Annotated in this window: 11 protein-coding genes; 6 read left to right on the top strand and 5 right to left on the bottom strand. The window is 67.5% G+C overall.

From position 1 onward, the window contains the following. Positions 1-6 precede the first annotated feature (6 nt). The 4 genes from mrdA to WJ35_RS11640 all read right to left on the bottom strand — a co-directional run bounded on the left by mrdA (position 7) and on the right by WJ35_RS11640 (position 5,153). Positions 7-2,301 (bottom strand): penicillin-binding protein 2, encoded by a 2,295-nt coding sequence (gene mrdA, locus WJ35_RS11625; protein WP_060238574.1) that lies wholly within the window; start codon positions 2,299-2,301, stop codon positions 7-9. A 90-nt stretch (positions 2,302-2,391) separates the two neighbouring features. Further along, a complete protein-coding gene (gene mreD / locus WJ35_RS11630; protein ID WP_059893348.1) occupies positions 2,392-2,904 on the bottom strand; it encodes a rod shape-determining protein MreD in 513 nt (170 codons plus the stop codon). After that, a complete protein-coding gene (gene mreC / locus WJ35_RS11635; protein WP_060238577.1) occupies positions 2,901-3,983 on the bottom strand; it encodes a rod shape-determining protein MreC in 1,083 nt (360 codons plus the stop codon). Before mreC ends, mreD begins: the two co-directional genes overlap by 4 nt. 126 nt (positions 3,984-4,109) lie before the next feature. Further along, positions 4,110-5,153 (bottom strand): rod shape-determining protein, encoded by a 1,044-nt coding sequence (locus tag WJ35_RS11640; RefSeq protein WP_004189550.1) that lies wholly within the window; start codon positions 5,151-5,153, stop codon positions 4,110-4,112. 369 nt (positions 5,154-5,522) lie between these two features. Between WJ35_RS11640 and gatC the strand changes: the two genes are divergently transcribed. The 5 genes from gatC (at position 5,523) to WJ35_RS11665 (ending at position 10,626) form a co-directional block, all read left to right on the top strand. Beyond that, positions 5,523-5,822, top strand: a complete 300-nt coding sequence (gene gatC, locus WJ35_RS11645) for an Asp-tRNA(Asn)/Glu-tRNA(Gln) amidotransferase subunit GatC (protein ID WP_042586579.1) — start codon at positions 5,523-5,525, stop codon at positions 5,820-5,822. Between the two features lie 69 nt (positions 5,823-5,891). After that, on the top strand, positions 5,892-7,382 hold the full coding sequence (gene gatA / locus WJ35_RS11650) for an Asp-tRNA(Asn)/Glu-tRNA(Gln) amidotransferase subunit GatA (protein WP_059717348.1): 1,491 nt from the start codon (positions 5,892-5,894) through the stop codon (positions 7,380-7,382). A gap of 3 nt (positions 7,383-7,385) precedes the next feature. Continuing rightward, entirely contained in the window at positions 7,386-8,858 is a 1,473-nt protein-coding gene (gene gatB / locus WJ35_RS11655) for an Asp-tRNA(Asn)/Glu-tRNA(Gln) amidotransferase subunit GatB (protein ID WP_060238580.1), read from the top strand. A gap of 112 nt (positions 8,859-8,970) precedes the next feature. Continuing rightward, the gene (locus WJ35_RS11660; protein ID WP_059893402.1) at positions 8,971-9,810 is read left to right on the top strand and encodes a PPK2 family polyphosphate kinase; all 840 of its coding nucleotides are present in this window, start codon (positions 8,971-8,973) and stop codon (positions 9,808-9,810) included. 42 nt (positions 9,811-9,852) lie between these two features. Then, positions 9,853-10,626: an exodeoxyribonuclease III gene (locus WJ35_RS11665; RefSeq protein WP_059954385.1), complete on the top strand. Its 774-nt coding sequence runs from the start codon at positions 9,853-9,855 to the stop codon at positions 10,624-10,626. Between the two features lie 64 nt (positions 10,627-10,690). On the opposite strand, the gene WJ35_RS11670 is transcribed toward WJ35_RS11665, so the two are convergent. Next, positions 10,691-11,743 carry an NAD(P)-dependent alcohol dehydrogenase gene (locus WJ35_RS11670; RefSeq protein ID WP_010090334.1) on the bottom strand — a complete coding sequence of 351 codons (1,053 nt, stop codon included), beginning with the start codon at positions 11,741-11,743 and terminating at the stop codon, positions 10,691-10,693. A gap of 214 nt (positions 11,744-11,957) precedes the next feature. On the opposite strand from WJ35_RS11670, the gene WJ35_RS11675 reads away from it, so the two are divergent. Further along, the gene (locus tag WJ35_RS11675; RefSeq protein ID WP_060238581.1) at positions 11,958-12,935 is read left to right on the top strand and encodes an AraC family transcriptional regulator; all 978 of its coding nucleotides are present in this window, start codon (positions 11,958-11,960) and stop codon (positions 12,933-12,935) included. Positions 12,936-12,959 lie beyond the last annotated feature (24 nt).

Consider the following 12,959-nt stretch of genomic DNA (forward strand, 5'->3'; position numbering starts at 1 on the left):
TCTCCGTCAATGAGCGGTGCCCGCGTCCGCCGCCTTCGCGGGGGACGCTGCACGGTTGTCGTTGCGTGGCGCGGCGGCGAGCGGCTGCGCTTCGCCGGCCGGCTTGTGCGGCCGATGCGGCATGCGCCGGAACGGCGGCATGCTCGCGGCGGCCGGCGCCGCGGCGCTTGCCAGGACGGGCGCGGCAACCTCGGCGGCGTTCGCACCCGATGCGGGATTCGCGCCCGGCGCCGATGCGCCCGACGCCGCTTCCGCCGCGCTGGCCGCGCCCGGCACGACCGGCTGCGGCAGCATCTTGAAGCCGGCCGCGATGGTGACGGCTTTCGACGCGTCGCCGATCACCGGCGCGTTGATCGGCTCGGTCGCCGAGGCCGCGGCGGCCACCGCGGCCGCCTCGTTCTCCGGTTTCTGGCGCTCGACGAGGTAGAAGTCGAGCACGCGGCGCGCGATCGGGCCCGCGGACTGCGCGCCCCAGCCGCCGTTCTCGACGATCAGCGCGAGCGCGATCTGCGGATGGTCGACCGGCGCGTAGGCGATGAACAGCGCGTGATCGCGCAGGTGCTCGGCGAGCAGGTGGCCCTTGTAGTTGCCGCCCTGCAGCGAGAACACCTGCGCGGTGCCGGTCTTGCCGGCGGCGAGGTACGGTGCGCCGCGGAACACCTTGTACGCGGTGCCGGACGGGTTCTCGATCACGTTCTCCATCCCGCGCTTCACGACGTCGATGTCCGACTGCTTGAGCGGGATCGTGTCGCTTTCCTTCGGCACGGTCAGGTGGCGCCCGCGCGAGATCGGATCCTCGACTTCCTTCACGAGGTGCGGCTTCATCACCACGCCGTCGTTGGCGAGCGTCGCGGTCGCGTGCGCGAGCTGCAGGATCGTGAACGAGTTGTAGCCCTGGCCGATCCCGAGGCTGATCGTCTCGCCGTCGAACCATTTCTGCTGCGCGGCCTTCTTGAAGGTCTTGCGCTTCCAGTCCGGCGACGGCAGGATCCCGCGCGCCTCGCCCTGGATGTCGATGCCGGTGATCTGGCCGAAGCCGAACGGCTTCATGAAGTTCGCGATCGCGTTCACGCCGAGGTCGCGGGCGAGCATGTAGAAGTAGGTGTCGTTCGACACCATGATCGCCTTGTTCATGTCGACGAAACCCTGGCCCGCGCGTACGTCGTTGCGGAACGTATGGCCGCCGAACGTGAAGTAGCCGGGATCCTGGATGCCCCAGCTCGGCGTGCGCTTGCCGAGCGTCAGGCCCGCGAGCGCCATGAACGGCTTGTAGGTCGAGCCCGGCGGGTAGGTGCCGTGCAGCGGCCGGTTCAGCAGCGGCTTGTCGGGCGAGTTGTTCAGCTCGTCCCAGGTCTGCTGGTCGATCCCGTCGACGAACGAGTTCGGGTCGAAGCTCGGCGACGACACGAACGCGAGCACGTCGCCCGTCTTCGGCTCGATCGCGACGAGCGCGCCGCGCTTGCCGGCGAACGCCTGCTCGGCGACCTGCTGCAGCCCGATGTCGAGCGACAGCACGAGGTTGTTGCCGGGCGTCGCCTGCGTGCGCGACAGCGTGCGCACCGGCCGGCCGCCCGCCGTCACCTCGACTTCCTCGAAGCCGGTCAGGCCGTGCAGCTCGGTCTCGTAGCTCTGCTCGACGCCGATCTTGCCGACGTAGTCGGTGCCCTTGTAGTTGTTCGCGTCGCGGCGCGGATCGTAGTGCTCCGGGTCGCTGTCGTTGTCGTCGCTCATCGCGTCGATCTTGTCCTGGTCGCGCTTCGAGATGCGGCCGATGTAGCCGATCACGTGCGCGGCCGTCGTGCCGAGCGGGTACTGGCGGAACAGCCGCGCGCGCACGTCGACGCCGGGGAAGAGGAAGCGCTGCGCGGTGAAGCGCGCGACTTCGTCGTCGGTGAGCCGGGTGCGGATCGGCAGGCTTTCGAAGTTCTTCGAGTCTTCCTGCAGCTTCTTGAAGCGGCGGCGGTCGCGCGCGTCGATCTGGACGATCGTCGCGAGCTTGTCGATCGTGTTCTCGAGCGTGTCGGTGAGCTTCGACGGCGTGATTTCGAGCGTGTACGCGGAGTAGTTCTTCGCGAGCACGACGCCGTTGCGGTCGGTGATGATGCCGCGGTTCGGCACGATCGGCGCGACCGAGATGCGGTTTTCCTCGGCCTGCAGCGCGTACTTGCCGTGCTGCCAGAGCTGCAGGTAGAAGAAGCGGCTCGCGAGCAGCCCGAAGCAGACGAACACGAACACGCCCGCCGCCGCGACGCGCAGGCGGAACCTCGAGAGCTGCTGTTGGGTGTCGTTGAATTCGGTCATGCGGTCAGGGGCGAGCGGAGCCGCGCGCGAAAGTCCGGCGGGCGAAAGGGCGGCGGGGGTTCAAGGCAGGTCCTGGAGGCGCGGGCGCGCTCAGATGGGGCGCGTATCGTCCGGATCGACCGGGCGGCGCTGCGGCATCAGCAGCAGGTGGCTCGCGACCGGCCACAGCGCGGCCTCGACGAAACCGTCGACCAGGTAGCGCCAGCCCGGGAACGCGGCGCCCATCAGCAGGCGGATCACGAACGGCACGAGCTGCGCGACGACGAGCAGCGGCGTGACGTACAGCACCTGCACGCCGATCGGCATCCACAGCACGCGGCGGTGGAGCGTGATCGCGCCGTACGACAGCAGCGTGTAGGCGAGCGCATGCTCGCCGAGCAGCCCCGCTTCGTGCACGTCCATCAGGATGCCGAGCGCGAATGCGACGCCCATCCCGACCTTGCGCGGCTGGTGGATGTTCCAGAACAGCAGCACGAGCGCGACGAAGTCGGGCACGCCGGGCAGGTGGCCCCACGGCATCAGGTTCAGCAGGAACGCGGCGGCGAGGCTGAAGACGATGAAGTACGGGTTGACCGGCTGCAGGATGTATTGCGGACGATTCATCGCTGGGCTCCTGATTGCCCGGCGGCGGGCTTCGCGGGGGCGGCGGGCCTGGCCGTTGCGGCTGGTGCCGCAGGGGCGGCGAGCGCAGCCGGCGCGCCGGGCTGGGCCGCGGCGCCGGCCGCCGGCTTCGCGCCCGTGTCGGCCGCCTTGTCACCCTTTTCGCCCTTGGCGGCGCCCTTCGCGGCCTTCTTGCCGCCCTTCGCGTTCTTGTCGGCCGACTCCGGCTCGGCCGGGCGCGGCGGAATGGCGTTCTGGTAGTGCAGCACCAGCATCTGGCGCGCGCCGCGCACAGCAGCGACCGGCGCGCAGGTCACGCGCGCGAACGCGGTGTCGGCGAGCTTGTCGACGCGCACGACTTTCGCGACCGGCAGGCCGGGCGGATAGACACCGTCGAGGCCGCTCGTGACGAGCTCGTCGCCGGCGACGACGTCGGCGCTCGTCGGCACGAAGCGCAGGTCGAGCGAATCGCCGCGCGGGGTGCCGTAGATCACGCTGCGCAGGCCGGTGCGCAGCACCTGGACCGGAATCGCGAGATCGCGGTCGGTGATCAGCGTGACTTCGGCCTGCAGCGGGAACACGCGGGTGACCTGGCCGACCACGCCGTCCTCGCTGACGACGGGCGCGCCGCCCTGGATGCCTTGCTGCATGCCCTGCCCGATCACGATCTTCTGCGTGAACGGGTCGGCGGTGTCGTACTGGATCTCGACCGGCGTCGACTGCGTCGCGATGTGCTGGCGCAGCTCGAGCACCGCGCGCAGATGCGCGTTTTCCTGCGTGAGCACGGCGGCCTGGTTGGCCTGCGTCGACAGCTGCAGGTTGCGGGCGCGCAACTGGTCGTTCTCGTGGCGCAGCGTCGCGCCGGTGGTCGCGATTTCGGCCGCGCCCATGAACAGGTCGCGCGGCACGAGCGCCACGCGCTGCAGCGGATACAGCACGGTGCCGAGCACCCCGCGGACGATTTCGAGCGTGTTGAAGCGCGCGTCCGACACGAGGAGCGCGATGGCGACCGTGACGAAGAAAATGAGCCGCGCGAGGGCGGGCGGACCTTGCTTGAAGAGGGGCGGCGGACTGTATTCCATGGTCGGCGCCGGGCGCGAATGATCGGTTAAATGATGCTCAGACGCGCAAACGGCGCGGCGGTTCGTTCTGAACGAGCGAGCCGGCCACGCCGCGGTTGCGTCATGTCAGGAAGACTGCCTAGACGATCACTCGTACGAGAAGATGCTGCCCAGCTTGTCCATGCGCTCGAGCGCCATGCCCGAGCCGCGCACCACGCAGGTGAGCGGATCTTCGGCGACGAGCACCGGCAGGCCGGTCTCTTCCGCGAGCAGGCGGTCGAGGTCGCGCAGCAGCGCGCCGCCGCCCGTCAGCATCATCCCGCGTTCGGCGATGTCCGCGCCGAGTTCCGGCGGGGTCTGCTCGAGCGCGATCTTCACCGACGACACGATCTGGTTCAGCGGATCGGTGAGCGCCTCGAGGATTTCGTTGCTGGAGATCGTGAAGCTGCGCGGGATGCCTTCCGACAGGTTGCGGCCCTTCACTTCCATTTCCTTGACTTCGGAGCCCGGGAACGCGGAGCCGATTTCCTTCTTGATCGCCTCGGCCGTCTGCTCGCCGATCAGCATCCCGTAGTTGCGGCGGATGTAGTTGACGATCGCCTCGTCGAACTTGTCGCCGCCGACGCGCACCGAGCCCTTGTAGACGATGCCGCCGAGCGAGATCACGCCCACTTCGGTCGTGCCGCCGCCGATGTCGACGACCATCGAGCCCGTCGCTTCCGACACCGGCAAGCCGGCGCCGATCGCGGCCGCCATCGGCTCCTCGATCAGGTAGACCTGCGACGCGCCGGCGCCGTGGGCCGCTTCCTTGATCGCGCGGCGCTCGACCTGGGTCGAGCCGCACGGCACGCAGATGATGATGCGCGGCGACGGCGAGAACATGCGCGACTCGTGGGCCGTCTTGATGAACTGCTTGATCATCTGCTCGGTGACCGTGAAGTCGGCGATCACGCCGTCCTTCATCGGGCGGATCGCCTCGATGTTGCCCGGCACCTTGCCGAGCATCTGCTTGGCTTCCTTGCCGACCGCCTGGATCGTCTTCTTGCCGTTGGGGCCGCCTTCCTGGCGGATCGACACGACGGACGGCTCATCGAGCACGATGCCCTTGCCGCGCATGTAGATCAGGGTGTTTGCGGTGCCGAGGTCGATCGCGAGATCGTTGGAGAAGTAGCTGCGCAAAAAACCGAACATTCTTCTTCAGAATCCTGTTTCGCTCTGGGCCAGCCCTGCGATGCGAGTGCTCGGGGCGGCAGCGGAAAAAATAACAGCCTCGGATCGTGGCGGAAGCGGCCGCCGCGGCGCTCGAAGCTGCGAGTGAAATCTACCGGGGGTCGCACGAAGCACGCACGGCTTGCCGACAAGGGGCTCAGCGGTACGGGAAAAGGCTGCCGGGTTTGGGTCGAACGCGTAATGATACCTTATAATTTCGCGGTATTTGAATCGAAACGGACGGTATTTTTCCCGCTTCGTACCCGATTTTTGAGGGTGGGATCGCACCCTCCAACCCCCGCCGCAGCGCCGCTGTTCGCGCGCTGCGCCGCCTTGTTTTCCGGTGATTGCATGGCTCTGACCCTGACCGACGTGAAACGCATCGCGCACCTTGCGCGCCTCGAAATGGCCGACGCCGACGCCGAGCATACGCTCGGCCAGCTCAATGAATTCTTCGGCCTCGTCGAGCAGATGCAGGCGGTCGACACCGCCGGCATCGCACCGCTCGCCCACCCGATCGAACAGATCCAGGAAGTCGCGCAGCGCCTGCGCGACGACGCCGTCACGGAAACGGTGAACCGCGACGACAACCAGCGTCCGGCGCCGGCCGTGCAGGACGGCCTGTACCTCGTGCCGAAGGTGATCGAGTAAGCGTTCGATGACAAGCGTGCGCGCCGCTTCACGCCGCACGCGCCCCAGAATTCCCAGGAAAACCACTCAATGCACGCAAAAAGCCTGACCGAACTGCGCGCCGCGCTCGCCGCCAAGGAATGCTCGGCCGTCGAGCTGGCGCAGCACTATCTGAAACGGATCGACGCCGCGCAGGACCTGAACGCGTTCGTCCATGTCGACGCCGATCTGACCCTCGCGCAGGCGAAGGCCGCCGACGCCGAGCTCGCGCGCGGCGCGGCCGGCCCGCTCGCCGGCCTGCCGATCGCCCACAAGGACGTGTTCGTCACGCGCGGCTGGCGCTCGACCGCCGGCTCGAAGATGCTCGCGAACTACGCGAGCCCGTTCGACGCGACCGTCGTCGCCCGCCTGTCGGCGGCCGGCATGGTCACGCTCGGCAAGACCAACATGGACGAGTTCGCGATGGGCTCGTCGAACGAGAACTCCGCGTTCGGCCCCGTGAAGAACCCGTGGGACACGAAGGCCGTGCCGGGCGGCAGCTCGGGCGGCAGCTCGGCCGCCGTCGCCGCGCGCCTCGCGCCGGCCGCGACCGGCACCGACACGGGCGGCTCGATCCGCCAGCCGGCGTCGTTCGCCGGCGTGACCGGCATCAAGCCGACCTACGGCCGCGTGTCGCGCTACGGAATGATCGCGTTCGCGTCGTCGCTCGACCAGGGCGGCCCGATGGCGCAGAGCGCCGCCGACTGCGCGCTGCTGCTCAACGCGATGGCGGGCTTCGACGAGCGCGACTCGACGAGCCTCGAGCGCGCCGACGAGGATTTCACGCGCCACCTCGGCCAGCCGTGGGCGCCGGGCAACGACGCGGGCAAGCCGCTCGCGGGCCTGCGCATCGGCCTGCCGAACGAATACTTCGGCGACGGCCTCGCCGCCGACGTGCGCGCGGCGGTCGACGCGGCGCTCAAGGCTTATGAAGCGCTCGGCGCGACGCTCGTGCCGGTGTCGCTGCCGAAGACCGAGCTGTCGATCCCCGTTTACTACGTGATCGCGCCGGCCGAGGCGTCGTCGAACCTGTCGCGCTTCGACGGCGTGCGCTACGGCCACCGCGCCGCCGAATACGGCGACCTGCTCGACATGTACAAGAAATCGCGCGCCGAGGGCTTCGGCCCCGAAGTGAAGCGCCGCATCCTGATCGGCACCTACGTGCTGTCGCACGGCTACTACGACGCGTACTACCTGCAGGCGCAGAAGATCCGCCGCATCATCGCGCAGGATTTCCAGGAAGCGTTCAAGTCCTGCGACGTGATCATGGGCCCGGCGTCGCCGACGGTCGCCTGGGACATCGGCGCGAAGGGCGACGATCCGGTGCAGATGTATCTCGCGGATATCTATACGCTGTCGGTGAGCCTCGCGGGCCTGCCCGGCATGAGCGTGCCGTGCGGATTCGGCGCGGGCGCGAATGCGAAGCGCCCGGTCGGCCTGCAGATCATCGGCAACTATTTCAACGAAGCCCGGATGCTGCAGGTCGCCGACGCGTTCCAGCGCGCGACCGACTGGCACAAGCAAGTTCCGGCGGGGGTGTAAGCAATGACTCAGTGGGAAGTCGTCATCGGTCTCGAGACGCACGCGCAGCTGTCGACCGTCTCGAAGATTTTCTCCGGCGCGCCGACGCAGTTCGGCGCGGAACCGAACACGCAGGCGTGCCCGGTCGACCTGGCCTTGCCGGGCGTGCTGCCGGTGCTGAACCGCGGCGCGGTCGAGCGGGCGATCCGCTTCGGCCTCGCGATCGGCTCGACCATCGCGCCGCGCAGCATCTTCGCGCGCAAGAACTACTTCTACCCGGATCTGCCGAAGGGCTATCAGATCAGCCAGTACGAGATTCCGGTCGTGCAGGGCGGCCAGATCACGATCCAGGTGCCCGCCAACGAAAAGGCCGGCAAGGAAGCGTATTCGAAGACGATCAACCTGACCCGCGCGCATCTGGAAGAAGATGCGGGCAAGTCGCTGCATGAAGACTTCGCGGGGATGACGGGCATCGACCTGAACCGCGCGGGCACGCCGCTGCTCGAGATCGTCACCGAGCCGGAAATGCGCAGCGCGGCCGAGGCGGTCGCCTACGCGAAGGCGCTGCACGGTCTCGTCGTGTGGCTCGGCATCTGCGACGGCAACATGCAGGAAGGCTCGTTCCGCTGCGACGCGAACGTGTCGGTGCGTCCGGTCGGCCAGGAGAAATTCGGCACGCGCGCCGAGATCAAGAACCTGAACTCGTTCCGCTTCCTCGAGGAGGCGATCAACTATGAAGTGCGCCGCCAGATCGAGCTGATCGAGGACGGCGGCGAAGTCGTGCAGGAAACCCGCCTGTACGACCCGGACAAGCGCGAGACGCGCTCGATGCGCAGCAAGGAAGACGCGCACGACTACCGCTACTTCCCCGATCCGGACCTGATGCCGCTCGTGATCGGCGCGGACTGGGTCGAGCGCGTGAAGGCCGGCATGCCCGAGCTGCCGGCCGCGATGCAGCAGCGCTTCGTCGAGCAGTACGGCGTGTCCGCGTATGACGCGGGCGTGCTGACGTCGAGCAAGGCGATGGCCGCGTACTTCGAGGCGGTGGTCGCGAAGGCGGGCGCGGCGAACGCGAAGATCGCCGCGAACTGGCTGATGGGCGACGTGTCGTCGCAGCTGAATCGCGACGGCATCGAGATCGACGCGATCCCCGTGTCGGCCGCGCAGCTCGCGCTCGTGCTGCAGCGGATTGCGGACGGCACGATCTCGAACAAGATCGCGAAGGAAATCTTTGCGATGATCTGGGACGAGAAGGCGACCGACGAAGGCGCCGCCGACCGCATCATCGACGCGAAGGGCCTGAAGCAGATCTCCGACACCGGCGCGCTCGAGGCGATCATCGACGACGTGCTCGCGGCGAACGCGAAGTCGGTCGAGGAATTCCGCGCCGGCAAGGAAAAGGCGTTCAACGCGCTGATCGGCCAGGCAATGAAGGCGACGAAGGGCAAGGCGAACCCGCAGCAGGTCAACGAACTGCTGAAGAAGAAGCTCGGGTAAGCGGCGCACGCGCCTGAATCGCGCTTGACCACGGGCCGCCGCCGAACCTGTTCGGGGCGGCCCGTTGCAACTGGTGCGCACGCGGCGTGCGCGCCGTCACACGGAGGAACGCATGGCGAAACAACCGTCGCTCGACGATTACCGGGTGCCGTACCACACGCGCGAGAAGGACGCGGCAGCGTTCTCGCTCGGCGCATACGATCCGTCCGCGAAGCCGTTCTCGTCGGGCGCGAAGGAAGCCGACCGCGAGCGGCTGTCGTCGATCTCGATGGAGCTCGACGTGCAGCAGGAGCGGCTGCACACGCAGCAGAAGAAGCGCGTGCTGCTCGTGCTGCAGGGGATGGACACGAGCGGCAAGGACGGCACCGTGCGCGCGGTGTTCCGCGAGGTCGACCCGCTCGGCCTGCGCGTCGTGCCGTTCAAGGCGCCGACGCCGATCGAGGCCGCGCATGACTTCCTGTGGCGCGTGCATGCGCAGGTGCCGGCGGCCGGCGAGCTCGCGATCTTCAACCGCAGCCACTACGAGGACGTGCTCGTGCCGCGCGTGCTGGGCGCGATCGACGAGAAGGAGTGCGAGCGCCGCTACCGGCAGATCCGCGACTTCGAGACGATGCTCGTCGAAAACGGCACGACGGTCGTCAAGTGCTTCCTGCACATCTCGAAGGACGAGCAGCGCGACCGGCTGCAGGCGCGCATCGACGACCCGGTCAAGCACTGGAAATTCGACATCTCGGATCTCGACGCGCGCAAGCACTGGGAGGCGTACCAGGACGCGTACCGCGACGCGCTCGCCGCGACGTCGGCCGAGCATGCGCCGTGGTACGTGATTCCGGCGAACTCGAAGACGCACCGCAACGTGATGATCGCCGAGCTGCTGCTGCGCACGCTGACCGACATGAAGCTGGAATTCCCGCCGGCCAAGCCCGAGCTGGAAGGCGTGAAGATCCGGTAAGCAGGCGTTACGATACGAACGAATATTGAACGGAAACCCGACATGATGCGAGTGATTACCGCCAACCTGAACGGCATCCGCTCCGCCGCGAAGAAAGGCTTCTTCGAATGGCTCGGCGAGCAGAACGCCGATTGCGTGTGCGTGCAGGAGATCAAGGTGTCGGCCGACGACCTGCCGGCCGAATTCGTCGAGCCGCACGGCCTCAGGAGCTACTTCCACCACGCCGAGAAGAAGGGCTACAGCGGCGCGGGGCTGTACAGCCGCCGCGAGCCCGATGACGTGATCATCGGCTTCGGCAGCAGCGAATTCGATTCCGAGGGGCGCTACGTCGAGGCCCGCTACGGCAAGCTGTCGGTCGTGTCGGTGTACGTGCCGTCCGGCTCGAGCGGCGACGAGCGCCAGCAGGCGAAGTACCGCTTCATGGACGAGTTCATGCCGCACCTCGCCGAGCTGAAGAAGAAGCGCGAAGTGATCCTGTGCGGCGACGTGAACATCGTCCACAAGGAAATCGACATCAAGAACTGGAAGAGCAACCAGAAGAATTCCGGCTGCCTGCCGGAAGAGCGCGCGTGGCTCTCGCGGCTGTTCGACGACGTCGGCTACGTGGACGTGTTCCGCGCGCTCGATCCGCGTCCCGAGCAGTACACGTGGTGGAGCAACCGCGGCCAGGCGTATGCGAAGAACGTCGGGTGGCGGATCGATTACCAGATCGCGACGCCGGGCGTGGCCGGCACCGCGAAACGCACGTCGATCTTCAAGGACATCAAGTTCAGCGATCATGCGCCGCTGACGGTGGATTACGACTACAAGAAGTGATGCGCGCCGTGTGTGGCGCCGGATGCGAAACGGGCTGCGAAATGCAGCCCGTTTTGCTTGCTGCTTACGCCTTGATCGACGCCATATCGATCACGAACCGATATTTCACGTCGCTCTTCAGCATCCGCTCGTAAGCCGCATTGATCTGCTGCATCGGAATCGTCTCGATGTCCGACGTGATCCCGTGCTCCGCGCAGAAATCGAGCATTTCCTGCGTTTCCGCGATCCCGCCGATCAGCGAGCCGGCCAGACGCCGCCGCTTGAAGATCAGGTTGAACACCTGCGGCGACGGGTGGTCGTGCTCGGGCGCGCCGACCAGCGTCATCGTGCCGTCGCGCTTCAGCAGGTGCAGGAACGGGTTCAGGTCGTGCTGCGCGGCGACCGTGTTCAGGATGAAGTCGAAGCTGTTCAGGTGCGCGCTCATCTGCGCTTCGTCCTTCGAGATCACCACTTCGTGCGCGCCGAGCCGCTTGCCGTCCTCGACCTTCGACGGCGACGTCGTGAACAGCACGACCTGCGCGCCCATCGCGCGCGCGAGCTTCACGCCCATATGGCCGAGGCCGCCCAGGCCGACGATGCCGACCTTCTTGCCCGGGCCGACGTTCCACTGGCGCAGCGGCGAATACGTGGTGATCCCCGCGCACAGGAGCGGCGCCGCGCCGGCCGGGTCGAGCGTGTCCGGCACGCGCAGCACGAACGCCTCGTCGACGACGATCTGCGTCGAATAGCCGCCGTACGTCACGTCGCCGCTCACGCGGTCGCGGCCGTTGTAGGTGCCGACGAAGCCGTTCTCGCAATACTGCTCGAGCCCTTCCGCGCAGCTCGGGCACGTCCGGCACGAATCGACGAGACAGCCGACGCCGACCAGCTCGCCGACCTTGAAGCGCGACACCTGCGGGCCGGTCGCGCTCACGCGGCCGACGATTTCGTGGCCCGGCACGACCGGGTAGATCGTGTTGCGCCATTCGTTGCGCGCCTGATGGAGATCCGAGTGGCAGACGCCGCAATAAAGAATCTCGATCTGCACGTCGAGATCGCGCAGCGCGCGCGGCTGGAATTCGAACGGGGCAAGCGGCGACTGGGCGTCGGTCGCGGCAAAGGCATAGGTTGTGCTCATGCGGGGCTCCTTGTTCGGCAAAAGTCACTGCCGTCGCGCCATGTGGCGGCGCGGCGAGACAGGACGCCATCGTACGGAGCGCGGCGTCGCCGTGAAATACCTGAAGGTCTCGAAGATTTGCCTATTTCTCTCGAAGTGCGGCCAACACCCCGCTAAAACAGCGTCAAGGTGCTACATTGCAAGCCTGTTTCTCTTGCCGTCCAGGATTGCGCCGATGAGCTTCCAGCCCCTTTTTGCCGATGCCGGCGACCGTGTGCAGCGCCGCATGATCGACCTGCTCGCGCGTCTCGCGCCGAACGAGGGCTTTACGCAGGCGGATATGGAAGGCGTGCGCTTCATCCGCGCGAACCGGACGGTGCCGCGCATGCCGGTGCTGTACGAGCCGAGCATCGTCGTCGTCTGCCAGGGGCGCAAGCACGGTTATCTCGGCGATCAGTCATTCATCTACGACGCGCAGCAATATCTGGTGCTGTCGGTGCCGCTGCCGTTCGAATGCGAGACGTTCGCGAGCGAGGACGAGCCGTTTCTCGCGATCTCGATCCGCGTCGATCTCGCGGTGATCGCGGAACTCGCGATCCTGCTCGACGAAACCCGCGGCGTTGCCGTCAGCGAGCCGCGCGGCGTGTATTCGACCCCGCTCGACGCGCCGCTCGCGGACGCGGTGCTGCGCCTGCTCGAAGCGCTCGCGTCGCCGCACGACACGCGCGTGCTCGGGCCGTCGATCATGCGCGAGATCGCCTATCGCGTGCTGACCGGCGCGCAGGGCGACGCGATTCGCGCGGCGCTCGTCCAGCAGCATCAGTTCGGCCGCATCGCGAAGGCGCTGCGCCGCATTCACGCGGACCTGACCGGCGACCTCGATGTCGACACGCTCGCGCGCGAAGCCGGCATGAGCGTCGCGGTGTTCCATGCGCAGTTCAAGAGCGTCACCGCGACGTCGCCGATGCAGTACGTGAAGACGACGCGCCTGCATCAGGCGCGGCTGATGATGGTGCAGGACGGCGTCGGTGCGGGCGCGGCGGCGGCGCGGGTCGGCTATGCGAGCGCGTCGCAGTTCAGCCGCGAGTTCAAGCGATTGTTCGGGCGCAGCCCCGGCGACGAGGTGCGCTGGATGCGCGAGGCGGACAGCCGCACGATCGGCGGCGGGGCGGTCATCGACTACTGGACGGACGAGCGAGAGGCCGGTGCGTAAAGCGGCAGGCGAGATCGGGCCGGC

Source organism: Burkholderia ubonensis, assembly GCF_001718695.1.
GTDB lineage: Bacteria > Pseudomonadota > Gammaproteobacteria > Burkholderiales > Burkholderiaceae > Burkholderia > Burkholderia ubonensis_B.

Bases quoted from the DNA above. Each gene is read 5' to 3' on its own strand.
- mrdA (WP_060238574.1), bottom strand. From the start codon at position 2,301: ATGACCGAATTCAACGACACCCAACAGCAGCTCTCGAGGTTCCGCCTG.
- mreD (WP_059893348.1), bottom strand. From the start codon at position 2,904: ATGAATCGTCCGCAATACATCCTGCAGCCGGTCAACCCGTACTTCATC.
- mreC (WP_060238577.1), bottom strand. From the start codon at position 3,983: ATGGAATACAGTCCGCCGCCCCTCTTCAAGCAAGGTCCGCCCGCCCTC.
- WJ35_RS11640 (WP_004189550.1), bottom strand. From the start codon at position 5,153: ATGTTCGGTTTTTTGCGCAGCTACTTCTCCAACGATCTCGCGATCGAC.
- gatC (WP_042586579.1), top strand. From the start codon at position 5,523: ATGGCTCTGACCCTGACCGACGTGAAACGCATCGCGCACCTTGCGCGC.
- gatA (WP_059717348.1), top strand. From the start codon at position 5,892: ATGCACGCAAAAAGCCTGACCGAACTGCGCGCCGCGCTCGCCGCCAAG.
- gatB (WP_060238580.1), top strand. From the start codon at position 7,386: ATGACTCAGTGGGAAGTCGTCATCGGTCTCGAGACGCACGCGCAGCTG.
- WJ35_RS11660 (WP_059893402.1), top strand. From the start codon at position 8,971: ATGGCGAAACAACCGTCGCTCGACGATTACCGGGTGCCGTACCACACG.
- WJ35_RS11665 (WP_059954385.1), top strand. From the start codon at position 9,853: ATGATGCGAGTGATTACCGCCAACCTGAACGGCATCCGCTCCGCCGCG.
- WJ35_RS11670 (WP_010090334.1), bottom strand. From the start codon at position 11,743: ATGAGCACAACCTATGCCTTTGCCGCGACCGACGCCCAGTCGCCGCTT.
- WJ35_RS11675 (WP_060238581.1), top strand. From the start codon at position 11,958: ATGAGCTTCCAGCCCCTTTTTGCCGATGCCGGCGACCGTGTGCAGCGC.